Annotated in this window: 13 protein-coding genes; 5 read left to right on the forward strand and 8 right to left on the reverse strand. The window is 51.1% G+C overall.

The window, feature by feature from the left end; translation table 11 throughout:
* Positions 1–335: 335 nt before the first annotated feature.
* From R3I13_RS01770 to R3I13_RS01790, 5 genes are all read right to left on the reverse strand, one after another.
* Positions 336–2,498 carry a redoxin domain-containing protein gene (locus tag R3I13_RS01770; RefSeq protein ID WP_346316195.1) on the reverse strand — a complete coding sequence of 721 codons (2,163 nt, stop codon included), beginning with the start codon at positions 2,496–2,498 and terminating at the stop codon, positions 336–338.
* 24 nt (positions 2,499–2,522) lie between these two features.
* Positions 2,523–3,926 carry a RagB/SusD family nutrient uptake outer membrane protein gene (locus R3I13_RS01775; protein WP_346316196.1) on the reverse strand — a complete coding sequence of 468 codons (1,404 nt, stop codon included), beginning with the start codon at positions 3,924–3,926 and terminating at the stop codon, positions 2,523–2,525.
* 11 nt (positions 3,927–3,937) lie between these two features.
* Complete coding sequence (locus R3I13_RS01780; RefSeq protein WP_346316197.1) at positions 3,938–7,231, reverse strand: SusC/RagA family TonB-linked outer membrane protein; 3,294 nt, start codon at positions 7,229–7,231, stop codon at positions 3,938–3,940.
* A gap of 292 nt (positions 7,232–7,523) precedes the next feature.
* Entirely contained in the window at positions 7,524–8,693 is a 1,170-nt protein-coding gene (locus R3I13_RS01785; RefSeq protein ID WP_346316198.1) for a FecR domain-containing protein, read from the reverse strand.
* A 61-nt stretch (positions 8,694–8,754) separates the two neighbouring features.
* Positions 8,755–9,351, reverse strand: coding sequence for a sigma-70 family RNA polymerase sigma factor (locus tag R3I13_RS01790; protein WP_346316199.1), 597 nt, complete (start codon positions 9,349–9,351; stop codon positions 8,755–8,757).
* Between the two features lie 491 nt (positions 9,352–9,842).
* On the opposite strand from R3I13_RS01790, the gene R3I13_RS01795 reads away from it, so the two are divergent.
* The 5 genes from R3I13_RS01795 to R3I13_RS01815 are packed head-to-tail and all read left to right on the forward strand — an operon-like array spanning position 9,843 to position 20,061.
* A complete protein-coding gene (locus R3I13_RS01795) occupies positions 9,843–13,019 on the forward strand; it encodes a TonB-dependent receptor (protein WP_346316200.1) in 3,177 nt (1,058 codons plus the stop codon).
* A gap of 22 nt (positions 13,020–13,041) precedes the next feature.
* A complete protein-coding gene (locus R3I13_RS01800) occupies positions 13,042–14,970 on the forward strand; it encodes a RagB/SusD family nutrient uptake outer membrane protein (protein WP_346316201.1) in 1,929 nt (642 codons plus the stop codon).
* 35 nt (positions 14,971–15,005) lie between these two features.
* Complete coding sequence (locus R3I13_RS01805; protein ID WP_346316202.1) at positions 15,006–15,938, forward strand: DUF5017 domain-containing protein; 933 nt, start codon at positions 15,006–15,008, stop codon at positions 15,936–15,938.
* Between the two features lie 47 nt (positions 15,939–15,985).
* Positions 15,986–18,811 (forward strand): DUF4886 domain-containing protein, encoded by a 2,826-nt coding sequence (locus R3I13_RS01810; RefSeq protein ID WP_346316203.1) that lies wholly within the window; start codon positions 15,986–15,988, stop codon positions 18,809–18,811.
* A 17-nt stretch (positions 18,812–18,828) separates the two neighbouring features.
* Complete coding sequence (locus tag R3I13_RS01815) at positions 18,829–20,061, forward strand: sialidase family protein (protein WP_346316204.1); 1,233 nt, start codon at positions 18,829–18,831, stop codon at positions 20,059–20,061.
* A 117-nt stretch (positions 20,062–20,178) separates the two neighbouring features.
* Here the strand turns inward: R3I13_RS01815 and R3I13_RS01820 are convergent, their stop codons facing one another.
* From R3I13_RS01820 to R3I13_RS01830, 3 genes are read right to left on the reverse strand one after another with little or no spacing between them, the layout of a single operon-like run.
* Positions 20,179–21,900, reverse strand: a complete 1,722-nt coding sequence (locus tag R3I13_RS01820; protein WP_346316205.1) for an IlvD/Edd family dehydratase — start codon at positions 21,898–21,900, stop codon at positions 20,179–20,181.
* Positions 21,901–21,917: 17 nt separating this feature from the next.
* Positions 21,918–23,702, reverse strand: a complete 1,785-nt coding sequence (locus R3I13_RS01825; RefSeq protein WP_346316206.1) for a RagB/SusD family nutrient uptake outer membrane protein — start codon at positions 23,700–23,702, stop codon at positions 21,918–21,920.
* A 19-nt stretch (positions 23,703–23,721) separates the two neighbouring features.
* Positions 23,722–26,826 (reverse strand): TonB-dependent receptor, encoded by a 3,105-nt coding sequence (locus tag R3I13_RS01830; RefSeq protein ID WP_346316207.1) that lies wholly within the window; start codon positions 26,824–26,826, stop codon positions 23,722–23,724.
* Between the last annotated feature and the right edge of the window lie 172 nt (positions 26,827–26,998).

Here is a 26,998-nt window from a genome sequence, read left to right on the forward strand (position 1 = left end):
AATAACCATGGCGAGAAAGGCGCCCTGGGGCCCTGCGCGAAAACTGAAGTAATGCAAAAGAACGCGGCCAGTAAACATCGGATGTGCACGGTGATTTTCGTGCAAATCTGGAGGAGTGGGGGAAGAAATATTTGACCGGGAAAGCCAGACTGTTTTGCTGTCAGCTTCAAAAAACTTCCGCGCCGGCGGAACGCACATCACATCCGGGCTTACCTGATCTTTCACCTCCGCGCAGCATAAAACACCCTGCAGGCAACCAGGCCTTAAAGGAATGCTAAAAGAACCGGCGTACGCTACAAAAGCATACGCCAGCCGTTTGAGTTATGTGGTAAAAATTATCTTATCAGCTCCGCCAGCTTTTCCTGCAAGGCAAAACCTCTCAGGTCCTTTGCAACGATCCTGCCATCGGGCCCCACCAGGATATTCCATGGAATACCGCGCACATTGTAATATTGCGCGATCTCGTTCTCCCGGCCTTTCAGATCAGACACCTGCGCCCAGGGCAGCCGGTCTTCAATGATGGCTTTCTTCCATTTCTTTTCATCCGTGTCGAGGGAGACGCCGATCACGGTAAAACCTTTGGGTCCGTAAGTATCATATGCTTTCAGCAAATTGGGATTCTCGGCGCGGCAAGGCCCGCACCAGCTGGCCCAGAAATCAACCAGCACATATTTTCCCCTGAAGTCTGAAAGAGAAATTTTCCTTCCGCTGGTATCGGATTGAGATAAATTTGCAATCTCTTCCCCTTCGGCGCTTCTTTTCATCATTGGCAGCATCCCGGCGATCCTTCTTCCGGATGGCGTTCCGCGTATTATTTCCGGGAGGGAGCTAAACAGTGGGTAGACAATGTTGTACTTAGGGCCGGAGATATCTTCCGCCATATCTTTCACCAGCTGCAATGAAAACAGGCTGTTGGGACGCTCCGCGACGTACTTCTTAACATTTTCCGTGTATTTGTTCCTTGACAGTTCAAGCAGTTGCTCTCCTATCTTAGGCCTCTTTCCCATTGGGGCATCGGTGAGTTGTTGCAGCAATTCCTTATGCCTGGGGCTGAGTTCCCGCATAGCAGCATCAAAACGTTCAGCCTCGTACTGCAGGTCGGAGCCTTCCAGCTTAAAACGCTGTAATGAATCGACATTCGCTGTTAATTGCAGGTAGCCGATATCAGAAAAGAAACTGAGCTGCCTGCGACCGGGCAGGATAGTAGCATTCACGCGCTGCGGCTCCTGCATCTCTGCCAGCCAGTTAAATTTGTTGTTGTGAAGAGATACGGTATCGGTTTGATACGCACCGTCTTTGTAATAACGAAAAATGATTGTGCCTTCCCCGGTTCCTTTTATATCCCCGTACAGGCGCATATTATAACCCTTGTCGAAGATCGCAATCAGCGTATTCATCAGTTCCCTGTTGCGTTTGTTCTTCGCGATGATCCTGCCATCCGGCCCAATGAGTACATTCTGGGGAATTCCTTTGATGCCGTACAGTACCGCAGATTCGTTATTTCTCCCTTTCAGGTCAGACACCTGCTGCCAGGGCATATTATCCTCCCTGATCGCCTGTATCCATTGTGCGCGATGCAGGGAATCGTCGAGCGATACGCCCAGTACGGTAAAGCCCCTGTCTTTATACGCATTGTAAGCTCTCAATACGTTGGGGTTTTCAGCGCGGCAGATTCCGCACCAGCTGGCCCAGAAGTCAACCAGCACATACCGGCCACGGAAGGAAGACAGCCTGATGGAATTCCCTTCCACATCTGATTGTGAAAAGTCCGGGGCAGGTGATCCCACCATTATTTTCCTGACATTGTCAATCTGTTTCGCCAAAGCTTTCCCCTGGTCCGAATTTTTAAATCCCGGGCTGAGCGCCTCGAATAATGGCGTGACCGTTTCCGGATCCAGCGCTATGCGGTAGCTGTACACCATGTCCCAGGAAGCATGCGCATCGGGGTACCGCCTGATGATGCCGGCTACTTCTTCGTTGAACTTTTTCCTGGTCGCGGCTTGCTCCGCATCGATCAGCTTCACGGAGTCTTTCATGCCGCGGTTGTAATATGCCCTTGCATTCAGCGAGGAAAATGTGCCCGCGTATTTTTCTCCATGTTGATAAAACTCATCCAGGATAATGGTATTGGGGCTGCCTGTTACAGCCGCCGAATCCAGGGAACCGCTGGCATTGATCTCTACTTTCCCGGGTTGCAGGTAAAAACGCCTGGCAATATATTTACCGCCGGGCTTCATATATACCCTGGCCTGCACAGGCCTGCTGAGCTTGCCCCTGAATATAAACCGCCCGTCCTTCTGCAACAGGATGGAATCATTTGCCACTTCCTTATCATTCAACTCATATTGAAGATATAACCTGGCCGGGTATTCCGGGGAGTTTACCTTTCCCGTCAGTGTGAAAGGCTTTTCGCGACCGTGCTGCGCCTTTGCTGCGGCGTTTCCTGTCATGAGGAGTACAGCAGGCAGCCATTGCCTGAATAATAATTGAAAACGCATAATATGTCTGGTTTCTGTTTAGCGCTAAAAATATCCCTTGTTCTGGCCCAGGTTTGAATTGGAATTGATGGCAGTTTGCGGAACGGGATAGAGTACATCCGTTGACTGCCATTGACTTCCTTTAAGCGCGGACAATACTTCATCGGCCCGCGATATGGAAGGATTAGCGGTTCCCGGTAATCTTTTCAGATCCAACCAGCGTTGCCCCCATTCACAGAAAAACTCGATGCGGCGCTCATGTTCAATGGCGGCCATCAGCGTAGCCTTATCGGAGGCATCGGTGTTTGGCAATCCGGCCCTTAGCCTGACGCTGTTGATATCTGCAGCGGCCTGTGTATAATTAGCCTGTTGTGTCCGGGCTTCGGCGCGGATCAGGAATTGTTCTGCCAGGCGCAATACCTGGTTATATTCAACGGGACCAACTCCCGCCATGTACTTGTATTTGGCGGGATAAGGATAGTCTATCCCACCGTAACTTTTGTAACCGACCCAGTTGGTTTTCCGTTTGTCTCCCGGTTCAAAATCGGCAAAAAGGCCTTCTTCCAGTACGAACTTTGGGGTAACATTCGTGGCGGAAGGAACAAAATTGTTGGCAATCCATGAACTGGAAATGCCATTCACAAACTGGAGAATGCCTTCTTCGTTATTGGCCAGGAACACCCGGTTAAGGGAATCGTTCATCCTGAACAAACCCGGGTTATTAATAACTGCAGTAGCCATACTTTCAGCCAGCTGCCATTTCTTCCTGTACAGGTACACCCTGGCCAGCAATGCCCTGGCAGCCCAGGTGGTGGCGCGTATCCGCCGCCCCCCGTAAAGGTCCAATGCAGCAGGAAGCACTTCCAGCGCATCTGTAAGATCCTTTTCTATCTGATCATACACCACATCCTCGCCATCGCGGGGCTGACGGGTAGTGGTATGTACGTCGGTAGACATGACCAACGGCACAGCGCCATATTCATTCACCAGGTAGAAATAACATAATGCGCGGAGGAATTTCGCTTCCCCGGTAGTTCTTTGCCTGTATGCTTCGGACAGCGGGGATTGCGCCATGCCCTCCACAACAGAATTGGCGATGTAGATATTTTTATAGATCGTGCCCCATAACGCTTCTACATAATAGATCAACGGTGTTAAAGAATTATTGGTAAAATCATCATAATAATTCATGGAATATGCATAAGCCTCATCCGCGGACATGCCGTTGAACATCGTAATGGAAGTGCCCATATCACTGCCGGGATTAGGATTCGCCACACTGGCGTATAGCCCTACCAGGGCCGCTTCTGCCGTAGCGGAATCAAGGAACACGCTGTTGGAAGCCAGCTGGTCGCCGGGCGGGCCGATCTCTATCAGTTTCTTGCAGCTGCTCATAACCGCTCCGGCCAATAATACGATACAGGTATATAAAAAAAGTGGTCGTTTCATTTCCTTATTGTTTAAAGTGAACAATGAATACCTGCTGTGATCTGCCTTAACGGCGGCAATACCGCCCCGCCGGTCTCAGGATCAAATCCCAGGTAACTGGTAATGGTAAACAGGTTCTGCGCCCTGATAAATGCCCCGGCAGACCTCAGTTTGATGGATTCTGTCCAGGAGGAGGGCAATTCGTAAGACAGGCTCACATTCTTAAGCCTGATAAAGCTGGCGTCTGAATAGTTGCCGTCAGACAACAGGTAATAATTTTTATAGGCATAGGCAGCAGTGCTGCCGGAAAGAACAGACGGTTTGAAGCCATCGGAAATGATCCGGTCATCCTGGTTGGACAATCCTCCCGGCTGCATGCCCACTGATGAGCGGACGGAGGATTTGAGCTGTTTCACGAACTGCAACAGCACGTCCAGCTGGAACCTGCCCAGCCTCAGCGAGTTGCTGAACCCTCCATAAAAATCCGGGGTGCTGGGGGATATGATCTGGTAATCCCCGTTGGCCGTCTCCAGCAATCCCTGCGTGAACTTCCCGTCATGATTAAGGTCCGCAATGGTAGCGATGCCGTCTTTCAGGCCGGTATAACGGTAGCCGCTAAGATTCTTGATAGGCCGTCCTTCCATAAATACATAGGCATATATCGTTTGCTTTAAACCCGGGAAGGAAATGAGCTTGTTGCGCGGTATCGTAATGTTGAAGGAACTATTCCAGGAAAAACGTTTACGGCTGATATTCTTTGTTTTCAGATCCAGTTCCCATCCCGAGCTTTGCAGCAATGCCGGCATATTGCCGGTGAAGGAACTAAACCCCGACTGGGAAGACAACGGAGCCGTCACCAGCTGGTTGTCTGTACGGCTGGAGAACCAGGAAGCAGAGAGAAAGACCTGGTCATCCAGGAACCCCGTTTCCAGGCCGATATCCAGTTTGCGGTTGGACTCCCAGCCATAATCAGGGTTAGCGCTCCGCAAGGGGTAAATTCCTGCGCTGCCATACTGGTAAAAGAGCGTACCATAGGTTGCCAGGTATCCGTAATCCTGGATCTGGTCGTTGCCTGTCGTTCCATAACTGGCCCTGAGCTTGCCGTAGCTCAGCCAGGGGAGCGCTGTTTCGATCCACTGTTCGTTGCTGAATATCCAGCCTGCGCCAACGGAGCCGAAATTACCGAACTGCCGGTTGGGCCCGAAACGGGAAGACCCGTCCCTGCGGCCGGTGAGGTTGAAAAGATAACGGTCTTTCATTACGTAGTTGATCCTTCCGAACCCGGAAACATATTTGTATTCCCTAAAGCTGCTGCTTTTGTAGGTGATGTTGGAAGCCGCTGTCCAGGAGCTCATCAGCCTGTCGTTGGAAAAGCCGGAGGCCCTTACGAAATAAGGTTCCGCAAAACTGGATTGCTGCCAGGTACCACCAACCAGCATGCTCAACCGGCCATCACCCAGCGTCCTGTTGTAGGTCAGTTGCGGCTCTATGATATAACTTTCAATATAATTGGATCTATAGGTAGCAACGGATTCCCCTGAACCGCTGCTGGGATCGAGCGATGTTTTCGGCATGCGCGTTTCGTTCGTCTGCGCTATTTTGTTGTATCCCAGGCTGATCTTTGCATCCAGGCCGGGCAAAATAGTGTATCGCAAATTGGCATTCGCCAGCAGGTTGTCTGACTTAAAACTGGCAGATTGCAGCAGGTAAGATTCAGGATTGACGAATCCACCCGTCCAGTTAAGGCTGCCGTTCTGGTTATAAACAGGATAGTTGGGCGGAAGGATGTACACGTAGCGGGTCAGGTCGCTGGACGCCTGGTTGTTGGATTCCTTCGTGTACATGGCTGAAACTCCCAGCGAGAATTTACCATTATGGGAGGTATTGTCTATGCTCAGGTGAGACGAATAACGTTTGTAGCCCCAGTCGCCGGGGAATACGGTGGATTCACGCCTGAAGGTGTTCGAGAAGCGGTAACGCAAATATTCGCTTCCACCTGAAAATGCGCCTGTAACCTCGGTTTGGCGGGCGGTGCCGCCGATATAGTCTTCCTGGAAATCTCTTGATTTCGTCGTATCCCAAACTGTAAGATCCGGCGCGTTGGAAAAACCGGGCGTCACATTATCATTGGCGAAGGCGGCCCTGCGCATGGCCAGGTATTCGGAAAGATCCAGCATCGGCATCTGGCGGGTTACTTTCCCGCCGCCGGTATAAACAGACAGGTCGAAATGCGGTTTTGAGGCGCTGCCTTTTTTGGTGGTGACCAGGATAACGCCGTTGGCGCCTCTTGATCCATAGATGGCGGTCGCATCGGCATCTTTCAATATCGAGATGCTGGCAATATCCGCGGGGTTGATGGAGTTCATCGGGTCAATGTTCCCGGAAGCTCCTGCGCTGGCAAAGGGCGTTTCCACGAAGGGCACGCCGTCGATGACGAACAGCGGCATATTCTTTTCGTCGGTGCCATTGGAAATTGATTGTTGCTGGCGGATGGAAATACTCATCTGGCTTCCCACGCTGCCATTGGAACGTGTGATGAAGAGCCCCGGCACGTTTCCCTGTAATGCTTCCAGTACATTGGTGACGGGTTGTCTTTCGATGTCTTCCGCTTTTACGCTTGCAACGCTGCCCGTGTTAAAACGCTGCGTGGTGGTACCGTACGCTACAACAACGCTTTCATCGAGTTTGTTCGTGCTCCTGGACAGGTATAAAATAATACTGCCCGCATCCGGCTTCAGTATCCTTACATCATTTATGATTACCGGTTTATTCGCTTCAAGGGATACCAGCTTTTGAACAGGGATCTCCACCGCATTATAACCCACCGATGATATGATCAGCACCGCATTCTCAGGCAGCTCCGCGAGCTGGAAGCGCCCGGATGCATCCGAGGTGGTGCCTTTCGAAGTATTTTTTACGCGGATGGTAACCCCGATAACAGGCTCGCTGCTGGCGGCGTCCAGCAGTTGCCCTGAAAGTGAAAGCGCCGCGGGAGCTTCAGTAATACTGGGCGTTACGCCTGGAGGGGGGACCGCTTTGCGCGACATCACGATCGTTTTATCCTGTATGATATATTTCAGCGACCGGTCTTTCGAGAGTTTATCCAGGAAATCTGCCAGCGGCATATCGTTAACTGACAGGGAAAAGCTCTTATCCTCAGAGAACAGTTCTTTGTTGGCCAGCACAACATACCCCGTCTGGTTTTCGATCGCAGTGAAAACTTTCTTCAGGGTAAGTTTCTTGCCGGAGATGGTAAGATGCTGCGCTACCCCGGTTGCATGGACGGATAAAAAAGCCGCCGTAAGTAAGAGAACTGTTAATCGCATGACCTTCCACGTTTTGGTTCGGAGTCCTTTGTTTTCTTCAAAGAACTCACAGAGTCCGCCAAAGCAGATTTGGTTGAAAAGCCGGCCTCTACAGACAGGCGGGCTACAGCTCCGCTTTGCACGGAACAAATAGTTTTTTTGCATAAATTGCAACGATTTGGTTGTTAAAAATTGGTCTGGAAACCGTTTTGAATCAACTGAATTTTAGCCGTCACGGTTGCCGCCGTGGCGGTTTTTTACCTCATGTCTATCCTGTTTAATTTTGTTTGATGCCCTGTTGGCCGCGGTATTTTTATGGTTGATCTGCTGAGAGTATGGTCAGCGTCCGTCCTTCCAGTTTACAATGCACGCCCAATTCTTCCAGCACGACAAGGAGACCCTGGAGACTTACTCCCCGGGTCATTTTCCCCGCCAGCTCGATATCGGGTACGTCCTTTTCATAAATAACCCGGATATCGTACCAGCGTTCCAGTTGCCGGACAACCTCGTCCAGCTTCGCTCCATTGAAGTTGAACAGGCCGTCTTTCCAGGCAATGGCTTTCTCTGTGTTGGCGTCCGCTATTACCTTTATTTCGCCGGCCCCCGTACTTTGCGCCTGCTGGCCCGGTCTTAAAACCACGCCCTGGTGCCCGCGTTGTAAAACGCGGACAGCTCCCTGCAACAGCGTGGTGTTGATGGTTGATTCATTATCGTAAGCATTCACATTAAAATTAGTTCCCAATACTTCCACTTCGGCCTTATTGTTCACGTTTACCCGGAAAGGCCGGCTGGCATCGCTGGCTACTTCAAAGTAGGCTTCACCTGTTATGTCCACCTCGCGTACTGTCCCGGAAAAAGCTGTAGGGTAATGAATGGAACTGGCCGAGTTCAGCCATACACTTGTACCATCCGGCAATTCCAGCTGGAACTGCCGCCCGTTGGAGGTGCTCATGGTATTATATGTAGACGTTTTCCCGTTATTTTCATAAACGAGCTTGTTGCCGGATACTTTCGCCACGGTGCCGCCCTGTAAAGTGATCGTGCCGGCATGGGCGCTGTCCAGCGACACCTGCGAGCCGTCGGACAGGGTAAGGACCGCACCGTTCGTGCCGGGCTTGATATCTGTTGAATTGGCCGCCAACGGCGGTTGTGCGGTTTCGGGCCGGTAGGTGCTCCAGAGATAGGTTCCGCCAGCCAGCAATAAAGCTACGGCAGCAGCCCAGCCCCATTTGCGGATGATCACCGGCCTAACAGGCGTTTCGGTGGCAGCTGTGTTTATCTCATGATGGATAGCAGCCAGCAATGCAGGACTGGCGGGCGTTTGCGGAGCGCCCAGGCGGGCAACTATTTCCCCGTATTCCTCCATGAGGGCTTCCATTTCTTCGGCGGAGCGTGTTTTCAGCCACTCCCGGAAAGCTGCATGCTCCCCGGCATTCACCTCGTTACGGGCGTATTTGGTTAATATAGTCTGCTTGTCGATCATATCCGTCAATATATAAGACGAACGCCGGGAAAAGAAGGGGACGGGTAAGTAAAAAAAATTATCACCCCCGGAAAACCAGGATAGCGAGGCAAATCGCTCCCGGGAGGTCGCCGTGTTTCGATATATATTCCTTCAGGAATGCTTTGGCCTTCTGTAATTGTTTTTTCACCACATCGCGGGAAACCTGTAGTTGCGCGGCGATCTCGTCGATGGAAAAGCCGTCCAGCACGTTCATGGAAAAGATGATACGCCGCCGCAGGGGCATTTTATCCATGCCTTCCCGTGCAATGGCGAGATATTCCTTTAACTGTAATTGTTCCTTCGTATCGTTCGTTGAATCTGCCTGCAGTATGGCATAGCTTTTTTTATGGCGGTCCCGGATATCGCGCAGCTTCAGGATATCCAGCAGGCGGTTCTTAGCCATCCTTTGCAGGTAAAATTCCAGCGCCGCAATGCCGGAAAGCTCTTCCCGTTTCAGCCACAGCTTTACAAATACGTCCTGGATAACGGCGTCCACCATATCCGCATCAGCAAAGGGATGAAGGAACAATCTTAACCTTGGTTCAAAATGGTAGTAGAGTGAGTCAAAAGCAGCCTTGTCGCCGGCTTCCAAACGGAAAAGCAGCTCTTTTTCGTTGTATGGACTGTTAGTTGACAATGAAGTTTACAGGACTAAATTCAATAAAAGCGAATTTTTCTGAGCAGATAACGAAAATAAGTTATTCCCGGCGCAGAAGCGCAAGTTATTAAATTTCAACTGTCCTGCCAGCCCTCCCTTCTTTTCGTTTCTTAAAATGGAACAATCATTGTACGCTGTTTGAAGATGCATAAAGCATTTTACATTTGTAGTACATAACCGTCATTCATCAGTAAGCTGGCACATAAACACCCTTTTTACAAATACAACTACCTCTTTCTGATCATTTACATCCCGGCCTGTACGGCCAGCTTTTGGCCATTTAAATATCAGCCTGTTACCGCATTACAGCTCCTTTAAACCGGCAGGCTACCTTCGGATGCCGAATAATTTTCCCCGAAAAATTAGGAAAATAGGAAAAATATAATTCTATTTGTCCTATATGTAGGACATATTTACAATTAGACTGATACAGCACCGATCAACCACTATTAAAATAAACTCCACAGTATATGAAAATAAGCATTGCTATTTTGCTTACAGGGTTTCTCATCCTATACCCCTTCGGAGAAAACCTGTTTCTGCATGCTCAAGAGAAAAAACTGATCGTTTCCGGCAGCATCACTTCAGCAAATGCGGAAAAACTTCCCTACGCAAGCATTCTTGAAAAAGGCAGGAGTAACGCCGTCAGATCTGATACCAGCGGCAACTTCCGGATCACCGTTTCCTCTCCTGCTGCCATACTGGTCATTTCCTATGTTGGATACAAAACCAGGGAAGTCAATGTTAACGGACGCACTAAGATCGATGTTGCCCTGGAGCAGGAATCCTCGTCGATGAACGAGGTAGTGATCGTAGGCTATGGAGCTGTCGCGAAAAAAGATCTTACTGGTTCTGTTGCGTCGGTAAACCTGTCTGATTTGAGCAAGGCGCCGGTTGCCTCATTCCAGCAGGCCCTGGCAGGGCGCGTTGCGGGTGTGCAGGTGTCCTCTATCGACGGGCAGCCCGGGGAAGGCCTGAATATCGTGATCCGGGGCAATAACTCTTTAACAGGCAGCAACGCTCCGCTCTATGTTATAGATGGCTTTCCCATGGAGGACTTCAACAGCAATTCGCTGAACATAGCAGAAATTGAATCTATCGATATCCTGAAAGACGCATCGGCGACAGCCATCTATGGAGCCAGGGGCGCCAATGGCGTGGTGATGATCACGACCAAAAAAGGTAAAACGGGAGACGCCCGCGTAACTTACACCGGCAGCGCCGGCTATTCCAATGCGGATAGGGCCAACCTCGATGTATTAGCCCCTTATGACTTTATTAAACTGCAACAGGAGATCGACCCGCAGAGAGCGGCAGCGTTATATTTCAAAGACAGTGATCCCGCAACCCCGGACCTTACGATCGAGGATTTCAGGGATGTAAAAGGCATCGATTGGTTTGACAGGATCGTGGGCACAGGCTCTTTCCAAAACCACAGCCTGGGCGTAAGCGGCGGCACCGTCAAAACGAAATACGCTTTATCCCTGTCCTACCTGGACCAGGATGGCGTGGTGATGCGCAGCGGTTTTGACCGTTTACAGGGACGGTTCAACATAGACCAGCTGGTGGGTAGTAAATTTAAGGTCGGCCTCAATGTAAACTTTGCGGATTCAAAAGTTCGCGGCATAAAGCCGAGGGAGCAGACCTCGAAAGCTGTGGGTTCGGGCAATTCCAATGTGCAGAACTTATTCTATAACCTCTGGACATACCGGCCAATTTCCGGCCGCGATACAGACCTGGAGGATGAAGGCGTAGACCCCGCGGCGGAAACATTCCTGTTCAACCCGCTGAAATCCGCACAAAATGAATACGATGTTGATAAAACAAGGAACATCACTATAAATGGTTACCTGGAATACGACCTGTCGAAAAGCCTCAAGCTGCGGTTTACAGGCAGCGCAGACCTGTCTGCAACAAGATCTGAGCTGTTCAACAATTCGAATACAAGAAGCGGCAGCCCGCTGACCGGCGTTGGCAGAACGAACGGCGTTAACGGGGGCTTGTGGCAGGAAGATATTGTCAACCTGTCGAATGAGAACAGCCTGACCTATACCGGGAAGTTCAACAAAAATCACCAGTTAACCGCCGTTGGTGTGGTGTCCGTTCAAAGCAGGAAAGAAAACAGGTTCGGCTACAGGGCCAATCTCATACCGAACGAAGCATTGCACATAAACGGCCTGGATGAAGGTGTTATATTTGATAAAGAGTCCTCCAGTACCAGCTGGGGGCTGGTCTCCTTCACCAGCAGGGTCAATTACAGCCTGTTTCAAAAATACCTGTTCACTGCAACGTTCAGGGCAGACGGATCGTCGAAGTTCCCGGCAGACAGCAAATGGGGTTATTTTCCTTCCGGGGCCTTTGCATGGAGGCTGAGCGACGAGCCGTTCATGAAAAGCATTTCATTTATCTCAAATGCCAAATTAAGGACCAGTTTTGGCGTAACCGGCAACAACAGGGTGTCTGACTTTGGTTACCTGCCGAATATTATACTGGGTACCTACTATCCCTTCGGGTCAGCCTCCTCGTTGCCTGCCTACTACCAGGGCCGTTTGGGAAATGAAAATTTAAAATGGGAAAGCACGAGGCAGTTTGATGCAGGGATAGAACTGGGCTTTTTAAGAAGCAGGCTGGAACTGGAAATGGATTATTACCACAAGCATACCTACGACCTGTTGCTGAATTCCCAGATCGCCTCAAGCACCGGTTATGGCTCGGCAACCGTCAACATCGGTGAAACCCGGAACAGGGGATTTGAATTCACTTTGAATTCCAGGAACATTACGACGAGGAACTTTAACTGGAATTCCAATTTCAATATCTCTTTCAATCAAAACAGGTTAGTTGCACTGAGTGCAGGCGAAGACCTGAGGATGACCCCTATCCCCGAATTCTCCACCAATTTCCCAAGCCCCGCCTGGATCAGCCGGGTAGGCAACCAGATGGTACATTACTACGGATTTGTGTACGACGGGGTATACCAGTATGATGATTTTAACAAGATACCCGGGGGTTATGAATTAAAAAATGAACTGCCCGCAACGGCCGGCCTTTTAGGTACAAACGCAAGGCAGCCCGGGGATGCCAAATATAAAGACCTGAACAACGACGGCATCGTGGATGACGCAGACCAAACCCTCATCGGGAATCCTTATCCCAAACACACAGGCGGCTTCAATAATAATTTTACGTACAGGAATTTCGACCTGAACGTGTTCTTTCAATGGTCATACGGAAATGAAGTATTGAATGCGAATAACATTTTTATGGAAGGGCTGAACGGGGCCATCCTGGGCAGGAACGTTAAAGCAACCTATGTCAACCGCTGGACTCCCGACAACCAGCACACAACTATCCCCAGGAGCGGGTCTAGTGGTATTTCCGGGGTGCTGTCCTCCCGCTATATCGAAGATGCTTCCTTCCTCCGGCTAAAAACCATATCACTGGGATATAATTTCAGGAAAAACTTTATCAAAGGCCTGGAATCCGCCAGGGTATATATTTCCGCGCAAAATCTTTATACCTGGACCAGTTATTCCGGACCGGATCCGGAGGTTTCTACAAAAGGGTTCGGCTTGTCCCCCGGCCTTGATTTTTCTGCCTATCCCATCGCTCAAACAATTGTTTTTGGTTTAAATATCTCACTGTAAGGGTGAACAAAAGCATACTGATATGAAAAAAAGATTCCTCATCCTGACAATATTTACTGCCGCATCGGTTATACCGCTCCAATCCTGCAAAAAGCTTCTGGAAACGAAACCGGCAGATTTTATAAGCCCCGGCGAGTTCTTCTCCAGCAAGGAAAACCTGAAAGCTGCGCTGACAGGAGTATACAGCATACTTAAAAACAACGCGCTGTATGGAGACAACTACCAGCATTTGATAACGGCCACAACCGACGAACTGGTCTATGCCACTTCCGGCAATGTACCGAAGATACCCTGGTATAATGCCACCTCGGCCGATGCGCAGGTGGCAAGCCTGTGGGCCACACTTTACACCGGGATCGACCGGGCGAATGTGGTGCTGGCTAATTTGAACACACCAGCAAAGATCACGGAAGAAGAAAAAAGGCATATCGAAGGAGAAACAAAATTTTTAAGGGCCTATTATTATTTCCTGCTTACGCAATGGTACGGGGATGTACCCTTAAGGATCAAGCCTACCCAATCCCCGGGAGAAACCAATATGTCCTTTACCGCTTCAAAAGCTGTGTATGATTGGGTGATCGATGAAATGACCGCCGCTGAAGAACTGCTCAATGATCAAAAAGCGACAGCATTCGATTATACGGAAAGAGTGACGCAGACGGCCGTTCAGGCAGTACTGGCGAGGGTTTGCCTGTACGCAGCCGGAGCGCCGGTAAACGATAGCAGGCGGTACGCAGATGCTGCAAAATGGGCCAGGGAAGTCATCAATTCAGGGTTACATCAATTGAATCCCGATTACACACAGGTGTTCAAGCTGCAATGTAAAGACCTGTACGATGCCACCTATAAAGAAAGTATATGGGAAGTCGGCTTCCAGGTGAACGCTGTTACGCCTGAACAAAGCTCTCCCGGCCAGGTACGCGTTGGCATACCAACCACCAGCGATGTTGCCGGTAAAAATGACGGCAGGCTCTTTGTTTACCCGCGCTTATACCGCACCTATGAATCTTTTGCCTTTACCACCGCAACTAATGCGGCCTCGGATGCTTCGCCCGATCAGCGGAGGGATTGGTGTGTTGCGTCTTTCAAATATTCCGGGGGAGACGCCACCTCACCGCCTGCACAGAATGCCGTGGCATATAACCTGTATTACACGCGTTACCCCGGGAAATGGAGACGGAGCGAGGAAAATGAACCGCGCGTCGCGACACAAAGCCCGACCAACTACCCTGTCGTCCGTTATGCAGACGTGCTGCTGATGCTGGCCGAAGCAGAAAATGAACTGAACGGCCACCCAACGCCTGAAGCCATCGGCCTGGTGAACCAGGTGCGGGGCAGGGCCTACGGAAAGCTTAATGGAGGCAGGATAATAACCGGGATAGCCATAACAAACCAGGGAACGGGGTATACCACGGCGCCCGAAGTGACGATCACAGGCGCCGGCGGCACGGGAGCGACAGCGCTTGCTGTAATTTCGGGAGGGAGAGTGACCGGCATCAAAGTGACGAACCCCGGTAAAGGATACCCGGCCAATACAGCCGTAACAATTGATGGCGCCGGCGGGGCATCCGCAAGCGTGATCTTAAACGGCGACGGCGAGCTGAGTGCCGCGCAAACCGCGGGAAAAGAAGCTTTTTTAAAGGCCATCCAGGATGAACGCCTGATGGAACTGAATGGCGAATTTTTACGGAAGCAGGATCTGAAACGCTGGGGAATCCTGCAGTCGACCATTAAACAAATGGGCGTTGAGGTCATAGCCGGCAGCAGCGACCTGAAGCCGGATGGCACGCCGGTTGTGCCCGCAGCCAAAACGCCGTTTGCGCCTTCGAATGTAACGGTGACCCACTATACCAACCCCGCAAACAATATCTCGGTCAAAGATTACATGTTAGCTATTCCGCAAAAGGAATTATTATATAATGATCAGGCCAAACAGAACCCGGGTTATTGATGGAATATTCATCTATGAAATTTAATGATGAGGTTATGAAAAAAACAATATTGATATTATCCGCTTCCGGCTTATTGCTTGCAGCCTGTTCGGAGAAAGAGATACAGGCACCAAATGATTTCGCGGTATCCGTCGAAAAAGTGACATACAAACTCAGTGACAGCGTTCAGTTCAAACTGTCGGGAAATCCCGACAACATTACCTTCTATTCCGGCGAGCCGGGAAGTGAGTACGATAAACGCGACCTTTTTTCCTCCGACGAAGGTACGCTGACCCTGCAATTCAATAGCCAGACCCGGGCGGGTGCTACATTACCAAGAAATATCGCTGTGTTGATCTCCACTGATTTCAACGGGGAATACACTGAACAGGCGGTAAAGGCCGCCAAATGGACAGACATCACCGGCAGGGCGGTGCTTCCGGCCAATACCGCATCCAATGCCGATGTTGTGTCAGGAGAAATAAACCTGGATGACCTGAAAGTGAAGGGCAGACCGATGTACCTGGCTTTCAGGTACGTTTCGGAAAATGCAGCCGGTACTGCTCAACGGTACTGGAATATGGGCCGCATGTTGTTGATCAACAAAGTTCCCGGGAACCTGGATTTTGAAATTGCCCCGTCCATCGAAAAGGGATTATTCCAGGTGGTTGAGTTCCAGGGGGCAGACAATAAATGGACCATCAACACAGGAACAGCTGCCTCTCACAGGCTGATCCATACCGCAAATGCCATCAACACCGAGGCTGACGACGATTGGGTGATCAGCCGGGGATTCCAGGTGTTCCAGAGCTTCGGGCATAAAAAGAACGCGGTGAATGTGAAGTCCATTTCCGGCGGCACACCTGGAACTTTCGCCTGGCGCTACTCAGCCCCCGGCACGCATAAAGCGACCTTTATAGCGCTGAATGCCGACAGGGACGTACAAAAAGAAGTAATTAAGGAAGTATGGGTTACTATAGAACAATGACCGTTAACATGAAATTTATTCTTACAGTTATATTAACCGCCGCAGCTTTGGATCTGCAGGCCCAGGAAGCAGCCCCCAAACCATTTGTGTTCGGGCACAATGAAGACGTGCCCCTGGCCGCATCGGTAATAGGCGCGTCTGATTTTCTCTTTATGGATTGGGATGGTGATGGCGATAACGACATGATGACCACCAGCGGCGGTTCTGTCAAACTGATAGAAAACATCGGCAGCAAAAAGAAACCGAGGTTTAACAATGTATTTATACACAACCAGTTTGTGCTGAAAGATGCCCGTGTTGGCAGATTTTTTTCCCTGGTCAGGCATTCGGGCGTAAAAGCCCAGCAGGGCCTGCCGTCTTTTATTGCTTTTGAGCGCCACAACCAGGTCAGTAACACAGGTAAAAAACAACTTGCGCTTCATATGTTCATTCCCCAGCGGCAGCAAGGCAAAACAACGTGGAAAGTGATGCAGGCGTTTAACCCGGATGGAAAGCCTATCCAGGACTTCCTGGACTGCTGGGTTAGCCCCGCAATAGATGTGGCCGACCTGGACGGCGACGGCAAAGAAGATCTCATTGTTGGCAGCTCACACCCACAGGTAGCCCAGCCTTCGCTGAATTTTGCCGCCGGTTATAACAACCCGCAGGAATCGTGGAATCCTTATGCCAGCCGTTTCTATATTATGTATAACCGATCGTCTGCCGACAGCCTGATCTTTGACAGGCCGCTTCTTATTGAGGCCGGTGGTTCGCCGGTTTCAGCATTTGGTTTTCCCTACCCCATTGCGTTTGATGTGAATAACGATGGATTGACGGACCTGGTAGCAGGTCAGCACAAACCCGGCCTGCTATATTTCCGGAATGTGGGAACAAAAACACAGCCCCGGTTCACTGCTGCCGGGCTGCTTACTGACGGGCATAAAGAACCTATATCCAGCATCCTGGCGATCCACCCTCGCTTTGCGGATTTAGATGGAGATGGCCGGCAGGAGCTGCTTGCAAGCACCTATTTCGGCTGCGTGGATAATATACTCCGGTTTAAACCAAAGAATGGCGGCTGGGCAGAACAAGGGCCATTAATGATGGCCAGCGATAAAAATACCCCGGTGATGCCGCAAGGCATTGGAACGATAGAACCTATCGACTGGGATGGCGATGGCGACACAGACCTGGTTGTCGGCTCTGAACCGGCTGCGCCGAAAGTGATCATCAATAAGGGCAGCAATGCAAAACCTGTTTGGAAGGTGCCCGCACCTTTGAAATTTACAGACGGAAACAAGCTGGAATATTATAGCATCGACTACGGGCTTGGTTCAGTATGGGGGCCCATGGAATGGTATATGGAACGCGTGCTTCCCAGGCTTGCAGATTGGGACGGAGACGGCACCCGGGATATGTTGACGGGTTCTATGGGACTAAGACAGCTGTTCCTGAAAGGGCGCGTGATCAAAGGAGAGCTTCGATTCGAAAAGCCGGCAGTGTTTAAAGTGGAAGGAAAACCACTGGCAGCCGGCCAACGGGTGCAGCCCGCAGTCCTGGACCTCAATGCAGACACGCATCCCGACCTGGTTGCACTGGATGACCAGAATATACTTAAATGCTGGCCGGGCAAAGGAACAGATGAACTGGGGCAGCCGCAGGCATTTCTTGGACACGATGGAAAACCCCTTCAGATCAAAACCCGCATTCTCGATATCGGCCATGGACGCTGTTCATTTACAATGACCGACTGGGACCTCGACGGTAATCCCGACCTTCTTGTATACCATGCCTTTGACCGTAAACGCGGCGGGATCTTTTATTACAGGGCATCAGGCAAACCGATGCAGTTTGAAAAGCCCGTGAAATTGTCAAACCTGCTCTCTTTTCATAATGGCGGCATCGCTTTGTCTGATTGGGATGGTGACGGATACCTGGATATATTCACCGGGGGCGATGGCGGCCATCTCGGCAGATCCGCCGTACCGAGAGGCAAGCTCTTCCTGCTTTCCGGGAAGGAACTGCCTGTACCGCCTGCGGTTCGCAAACAGCACACCGGCAAGACATTAAGGATACTGATGATCGGCAACAGCTTTTCACAGAATGCCTCCCGTTACCTGCCCCAGATAGCCGAAGAAGTAAATATAGACCTTGTTCTGGGCAGGGCAGAAATGGGCGGCTGCTCTTTGAAACGGCATTGGGACTCGGTCCTGGTCAATAACGCAGATACCGGCAGGGGCAAAGCTTATAAAGGTAAATCTCTAAGGCAACTGCTATCATCACAAAAATGGGATATAGTTACCATGCAGCAATACTCCCTGCTGTCTGGCGATGAAGCAACATACCAGCCTTATGCAAAGAACATTTACGACCTGGTTAAGAGCTACCAGCCCAATGCCCGGGTATATGTCCATCAAACATGGGCATACCGGGCAGACGCAGTGAATTGGGGGAAGATAGACGGGGAAAAGAGAGCTGGAAATAACAAAGAGATGTGGGAAAGATCAAGAGCTGCCTATCACCTCATGGCAAAGAGCCTTGGCAATTTGCCCATCATCCCGTCCGGCGATGCGTTTTACCAGGTTGCGACGGACAAAAAATGGGGGTTTAAAAAAGATACCGCATTTGATTACGCCCATCCAATGTATCCCGCCCTGCCATCAGAAGAAAACTCCATCAATGCAGGCTATAGCTGGGGACCACACAAAAAATTAAAGTTTGACCCCAATCACGCAAATGAAGCAGGATGCTACCTGGCAGGGCTGGTGTGGTATACCCGTTTGTTTGAAGGCGATCCGACCCAACTAAAATTTAAACCCCAGCCGGTACCCGATGAATTTGCAGCGTTCCTGAAAGAAACGGCCTTGAAAACGGTAAGGACAAATAAAAAATAAATTAAACCCTAACCGATATGACAAAAAACAATTTCCACAGAACGAAAACAGATCTGTGCAATCAGATCGCACTGGTGCTTTCATTTATTGTACTAACCGCGGCAGCCTGCAAAAAAAGCAGTGTACCGCAAGACGCCGCGCCTGCGCCGAAGGAATCTCTGTCATTAGCTGCAGGCGATTTCACAACATTTGCCTTTAATGAACCGATAAAATTATTTGACGGCGGCAGCGGCGTTTATCACTCCTATCGCATCCCATCGATCATCCGGACAAAAAAAGGGACGTTGATCGCTTTTTGCGAAGGCCGGGTAAACAACAACCGGGATTATGGGAACATCAACCTGATCTGCAGAAGGTCCGAAACCAATGGCACTGGCTGGGGGCCGGAGATACTGGTAAAAAGCAGCGACGGCACCTGGGGCAATCCTACCGCGGTTGTTAACCAAAGCGACGGAAAGATATGGCTCTTCATGTCGTATAATGCCGCGGGTTTGAGTCAGACCGGTGAGAACGGAACGACCAAGATCACCCAGCCTGGTCAGCGAAAAACCTTTGTTTGTTACAGCACTTACGACCAGGATGGGACTGACTGGTCTAATCCTGTGGACATCACCAGCATCGTTAAACCCGCCAATATGGTATGGGATGCGGTTGGCCCGGGGATCGGGATACAAAAAAGGTTTGGCAGCACTTCCGGCCGGCTGATCATCCCGGCCATCAACCGTAATATTTATAGCGATGATAATGGAAACACATGGGAATATAACCCAATACCGGGCGGCACATCCGAAGGCACGATCGTAGAGCGGCTGAGCGGCGTACTGATGCGGAACGACCGCGGCGTGGGTTCTACCGAACTCTACCGTTATAAATCCGTTGGCGGCATCGGCACTGGCTGGGATGATTTTGAAAAAGTTACCGCTTTACCGGACCCGCATTGCGAAGGGTCCATCTTAAGGTATACCGATTCCCCCAGCAGGATCCTTTTCATGAATTCCGCAAGCCAAACCACGAGAACGGCGATGAGAATAAGGGTATCCTATGATGAAGGCATTACCTGGCCCGATAGCAAAGCCATTCCGCAGAATGGTACGGGAAATGCAAAGCTGGGAGGCTATAGCAGCCTGGTAAAAACGGCAGACAACCTGATCGGCGCGCTGATCGAATTCAATGAAAATACATCAGACAGCGACAACAGCCACCGCAGTATCTATTTCCATAAATTCAACCTCGCCTGGATCGCGGAATGATCAGCCGCTAATGCTTAAAAGGAACAGGCGTGAAGATGTTCACGCCTGTTCCGTGTTACCCCATACCGTGCCTTATTACGGCTGCTTCGAGCCGCCGGTATCAGTGGCTGCCGGCATTCAGTGCAGATCCCTGGTGACCTTGCTGCCGGATCCTCCCCGGAGGATACTAAGGTCAGCACCCAGATGCGCCTGCTGTACATAATCGATGTAAAATTTTACATAGCCCCTGTCTGCCATTGGTTCGGGCGCTCTCCAAAGGGCGCGCCGCCTGGCCTCTTCTTCGGCAGATATATCCAGGTGCAGCCTGCGGTTTCCGACGTCCAGTTCAATCATATCCCCGTCTTTTACCAATGCGAGCAGCCCACCCACCGATGATTCCGGCGACACATGCAGGATCACCGTTCCTCCTGCTGTGCCGCTCATCCTGCCATCTGATATCCGGATCATATCTCTCACCCCTTTTTTCAAAAGCTTCCCCGGCAGGTCTACGTTCCCCACCTCCGGCATACCGGGGTAGCCGACAGGGCCGGCCCCTTTCAGCACAATTATACAGTGCTCATCGATATCCAATTGCTCATCATCAATGCGGGCATGATAGTCTTCGATCGTTTCGAACACAACAGCCCGCCCACGGTGTTTCATCAGGGGCTCCGTTGCCGCCGATGGCTTTATAATTGCTCCGTCGACACATAAATTCCCTCTCAGCACGGCGATTCCCGCATTTTCTTTAAATGGCTTGTCAGCCGTACTGATAACTTCCTGGTTGTAACAAAGGGACTGGCTATTGTTCTCACCGATTTTTTTTCCATTAACGGTAATTGCATCGTTGTGAAGAAACCGCTTCAATTCCCGGATCACTACAGGCAGTCCGCCCGCATAGTAAAAATCCTCCATTAAATAATCGCCGGATGGTTTAAGATTGACCAACATCGGTATGTTGCTGCCGATCCGGTCAAAATCGTCCAGCGTGAGGTTGACGCCAATGCGCCCGGCGATCGCCAGCAGGTGAATAACGAAATTAGTAGAGCCGCCGATAGCCGAGTTCACAACGATGGCATTTTCAAAGGCTTCCCTGGTAAGGATAGCTGATAACCTGAGATCTTCTCTGACCATCTCTACGATCCGCCTGCCGGAAAGCTGTGCAAGTACTTTCTTACGGGAGTCAACGGCGGGTATAGCTGCGGCGCCGGGAAGCGTCAACCCCAGCGCTTCCGCCATGCAGGCCATCGTTGAGGCAGTGCCCATCGTCATGCAATGCCCCTGGCTGCGGGCCGCGCCTATCTCAGCCTCCAGTATATCAGCTTCGGTATAATTTTCAGATAGTATTTTCTCTTTTACCATCCAGTTAAAGGAGCCGCTTCCGATGCATTCCCCCCTGAACCGCCCGTTAAGCATCGGGCCGCCGGGAACTACCAGGGTGGGAAGGTCTACGCTGCATGCTCCCATGATTGTTGAAGGCGTGGTTTTGTCGCAGCCGGTCAACAGCACAACACCGTCCAGTGGATTGGCGCGTATGCTTTCTTCCGTGTCCATGCTGGCCAGGTTCCGGAAAAGCATGGTAGTCGGGCGCATGATCGTTTCACCCAGCGATGTTACGGGGAATTCAAGGGGAAAACCTCCCGCTTCGATCACCCCGCGCTTTACGACCTCCGCGAAATCGCGCAGGTGCCCGTTACAGGGCGTCAGCTCGCTCCAGGTGTTGCAAATACCGATCACAGGCTTTCCCCTGAAGTAATCATCCGGGTAGCCCTGGTTACGCAACCATGACCGGTGAACAAACCCCATTTTATCATTCTTCCCAAACCAGTCAAAACTTCTCGTTTTTCCATTCATCACCATAAGATAATAATTTCTGATCAGTTGCCGTACCAGGGATTCTGTGGAAATGCGGGGCCTTCGGTCACCAGGTCTATCTGCTGCTGGGGAATGGGCCTCAGCATATGCCCCGGCGCGACGCCGGCGGCTGCCTCCGTATTGTACTTCTTAATCCTGTCTACAAGCGTCTTCGTACGGGAGAGATCGTACCACCTGCAGGATTCGCCATACAGTTCCCTGGTACGCTCGTCGAGAATAAAGTCCAGCGTCACCTGCGCGGGCGTAATTGTTTGTGCGGCCACTGCGGCGGCATATTCACCGGGTGTTTGCCCGGGTTTCAGCGCGGCCCTTATTCTCAGTACATTCAACATATCGGCGGCCTGTTGTAACGTTCCGCCTCCTTTCAGCGCGGCTTCTGCGGCGATCAGGTATACTTCCGAAAACCGGAACAGGATATACGGCCTGTCGGAATAATCGTTCATATCGGCTCTTGTGGAATCGTCCCATTTGCGCAAAGAGGGAAAAAGCAGGCTGGTATAAGGTACGGTGGCGCCGGAAAGGTGTTCCGGCTCAAAGATAATTCCTTTGAAAGCGGCCCTTTCGGCTGGCGTCACCACCCTGTCCGCCATCCAGATAGCCGTATCCACGCCATTGATGAGCGTGCCTCTCGGCGTGGCCGCGCCCGCGGTGCCCTTTACGGAACCGGGAACGCTGTTGGAGAGCCAGATCGTCTGGAAGGTGCCGTCATAGCGGGAATCGGTAGCCCTGTTGGCAAAAGCCACATCCAGCAGGTACCGCATATTCGGCCTTATCCTTTGCCAGGGGCGGCCATTCTGAACATCCCTCACACAAACATAAGCGCCTCCGGCGGCGGGATAATTGGCATTTACGGTGGGATAATTCGGCCGGAAAAAGAAGTTGGATTTGTTTTCCTTCAGGTTGGAAGCGCCTGTGCCGGTTTGGGAATTCTCCCCGAATTTCAGGTCTTTTGTGTGGTCCACAACCATGATGGTCTCGCGTCCATATTCATTTCCTTCCAGGAAGCCCTGGGCAAAAATGGGCCAAAGGTCCAGGCCGTAAGTGCCTTTATTGTCGATAATGCTTTTGGCCGTATTAAAGGCGTTGGTGAAGTCGCCTGCGGTGGCCGCGGAAGACCATCCACGCCACAAATAGGTCTTCGCCAGCAGGTAAAGGGCCGTTGCTTTATATGCAGGTTTGCCTAAGCCGGCTGCAGGCTGGTTGGGCAATACGGCGGCAGCATCCTGCAGGTCCTTTATGATCGCATCGTATACTTCCACGATTGGCGACCGGGCATCTGCGGCCTCCACGGCAGTGTTGAATGTAAGATGCAAAGGGACGTCGCCATAAGTTGTTACCAGGTAGAAATAACAAAACGCCCGGAGAAATTTGGCCTGGGCCAGCAGTTGCGCCTTTTTACCTTCATCCATTTGGGCGCCGGGCCCAAATTGAAGAATGCCGTTTGCCGTGTTGATGTTGATATACATGGAATTCCAAAAGCCGGCGTAGTCATTGGTATTGCTTTTCATCAGGGACGAATAGGTGAAGTTATGCTGCACGTCCGCCGCACCGCCCCTGATCATCTCGTCTGTACCGCCATTAAAAAGCTGTGTAAATATCTGTGTGCCCCAGTGACCGCGGAAGGACGAGTATATGCCGGCAATTCCTCCCTCTAAGCCCTCAGCCGTTTTGAAATATTCAGGATCGATGGTCGCGCGGGGCTGCTCTTCCAGCACTTTCATGCAACCCGCTCCGGCTGCCAGTAATACAACTGTCAGCAGCTGTACTATCTTTATATGTAGTTTCATATCGGGTAAAGTTTGAGGATTAAAATTTAACGTTAACGCCAATCATATACTGGCGGGTAGGAGGCACGCCCATTCCCACGGTGATGGCCCTTGCCACAACAGGGGTTCCTCCTGCCGTAGATCCAACGGCATTGCCGTTGCCATTTCCTTCCGGATCGATACCAAGCCCGTCACGCACAAGAGGCGCCCAGAGAATGAACGGGTTCTGGGCGGACAGGTATACACGCAGCGAGCTGAGGCCCATCCTGTTTGTGAGCCCGGACGGGAAGTTATATCCCAGGTTAATGGATCTTATTTTGATAAAAGAACCGTCGCGGTATGACAAGGTGGATGTATACTGCAAGGCATCCCGGCTTGCGTCAGGCTGCGGGAATTCATTGGTGGGATTGTCCGGCGTCCAGTAATCCACTTTATATTGATTCACACGGCTGTTCATAAAGAAAGGATGACCGGCCGCGCCGCCGTCGGCGGTCAGGTAGGTTACCACCACCGTTTGCCCGATACGCCCGAACGTCACGATATTCAGATCAAAATTCTTATAGGCGAAACGGTTATTGAATCCAAATACAAAGTCCGGCTGGAAATTGCCGATCACCTGGCGGTCTTCAGCGCCTATGGTCCCGTTGCCATCAACATCCTCTATTTTGATATCTCCCGGTTCGGCCCCATACCTGTTGGCTTCTCCCTTTTCACCATGCTGCCATATTCCGGTCTTCTTCACGTCATAAATTACCGTCAGCGGCTGCCCTACGTACCAGCCATTGCCAATATCCTGCTTCAACCCGGGCTGAAGGGCGACGATCTTTTCCCTGGCCATGGAAAAATTCAGGTCGGTGTTCCAGGCAAATCCGCCAGGGCTTTTTATATTCAGGCTGCTGAGCGTTACTTCGATGCCATGACCGGCAGTTTTGCCCTGGTTGACGAGTACGGAGTTAGCTCCCCTGCTTCGCGGAAGCTCCTTGCTAAGCAGGATATCCCTGGTATTGACATTATAATATTCAATGGCCCCGCTCAAACGGTTACCAAAGAATCCAAAGTCCAGCCCGATGTTGTACCCCCTGGTAGATTCCCAGGTAAGCCCGGGATTCGGCAGCGTGTTGATCAGGTAGCCGGACATATAATTCACGTTGGGAGAAGTGCCGGGACCATAGTTATAGAAATTGGAAGAAAGGCTCCCGATAGTTGTATAGGGCGCAATGGTCTGGTTGGAGCTCACTCCCCAGCCGACCCTTAGTTTCAGGTTGTCTATCCAGTTGATATTACGCATGAATTTTTCTTCGCCCAGGTTCCATCCCGCAGACAGCGCCGGGTAGGTAAACCACTGGTTGCCGGGAGCCAGCACGGAAGCGCCGTCTGTCCTGATCGTGGCCGTCAGCATATACCGGTCGTCATAAGCATAAAACACCCGCCCCATATAAGATAACAGCCCGCGCTCGCTGTAGCCTGATGGATTGGCCGTCAGTGAATTCGCCAATTGGAAATTGTAATCCTGGATGTAGTCCGCCGGTACGCCCTGCCCGTTGAACTGCTGGCTCTGGTTAAAATTCTTCACCACTTCATGCAAAGCGGTCGCCTGTACTTTGTGTTTTTCCGCGAACGTCTTTTCATAAGTAAGCGAGTTGTTTATAGTATAGCTCCATGTTTCATCGTTGGACTGGTTGAGGGTGGCGCCGGCCGTGGTAAGATTGGTGTTAAAGACGGTTCCCGGGCCTGTATAGTTATTGTTCATCGTTTGAATCCAGTCAAGCGCCAGGCTGGTCCTTAGTTTCAGCCCTTCGGTGATCTCAAGCTCGCCATACACATTCGTTAGTGTTCTGAACCGGCGTGTACGCGCTTTGATCTTGTCATCGTTGCCGATGGAAGTAAGCGGGCTGATCTGGTTGGCGTCATTGGATTGCTGGCTGGCGGGCTGGAAGTTGATGCTGCCGTCATCATTATAGGGGCGATACAGCGGGCTTAGCCTGGTGGCCGATCCGAAGGCGTTGGTATTGACCCGGTTGGCCCAGCTCATTATATTCGTGGTGGTGAGCCCTACTTTTATACGTTTGCTTACTTTGTGATCGAGGGCGATATGAATTGAAGCGCGGTCAAAACGCTGGTCCGGTATGATGCCCGTTTCACGGAAAACGCCGAATCCAAAGCTGTACAAAGTTGCTTCGTTACCGCCGGAAACACTGAGGTTATGGTCGGTCCGCATCGCTGTTTTCAGTAAAAGCTTTTGCCAGTCTGTACTGACGCCATTGGCCAGGTTTTCCTTTTCAACCGGCGTAAGCGCATTGGGATGGGGGTTGGCAGGATTCGGCTGGCCCTGTTTTGCAGCGTCCTTGAATGCGGCATATTCCTGCCCGTTAAAAAGGTCGTAGGTATCCATTGCCTGCGACATTCCAATGTACCCGTCATAGCTCGTAACGGGCTTACCCTGCCTGCCTCTTTTTGTAGTGATAATGATCACGCCGCCCGCGCCGCGGGAGCCATATATGGCGGTGGCCGATGCATCTTTCAGCACATCGATACTGGCGATATCATTGGGATTGATGTCGTTGATGCTGCCGCCTGAAAGCGGTATGCCGTCTACCACCAGCAAAGGGCCGTTCTGCGCGTTATTGGCAGCTGAACCCGATGCAAGGGAACGGTTGCCCCTGATCCTGATCTCCCCGCCGGTGCCTATGCTGGAGCCATTGTTTACAATATCAATTCCGGCGGCCCTCCCCTGTAATTGATTATATACGTTTGGCGCTCCTATTTCCCTCAGCGTTTCTCCTTTAACAGAAACCGTGGCCCCGGTCACGTCCTTCTTTTTTGCAGTGCCGTATCCTATCACTACTACCTGCTCCAGGTCGCTGACTGAACTCTGCAAGGTCGCATTAACAGTGGTTTGCCGGTTTATGGACATTTCCCGGGATAAAAACCCCACGGAAGAAATTACCAGCGTGCCCGTGGCAGGAGCAGTAAGCCGGAAGAACCCTTCATTGTTCGTGAGCACGCCCGTTGTGGTGCCTTTTACCCGGACGCTGACGCCGGGGATCCCCTGTCCGTCATCGCCGGTAATACGGCCGCTGACAGTGATGCTTTGAGCCCGGGCAAATGAGACCGTAAACAGGATAAACAGAAAAGTAAGCATCATTCTCCCCAATGGGGATGTAAAGAAGGTCGACGCTTTTGGCAAATTATGCGTACCTGAAAATTTCATAATCGTGGTTTATATCAGTTTATGGAATACAAGGACCTGCATGCACGTTTTTACATGCACTGATTTCATAAGAGGGCATCCATACTATCGCGCTGCTCCCCGGGGA

This window comes from Chitinophaga sp. YIM B06452, from assembly GCF_039655965.1.
In the GTDB taxonomy this organism is placed as follows: Bacteria; Bacteroidota; Bacteroidia; order Chitinophagales; family Chitinophagaceae; genus Chitinophaga.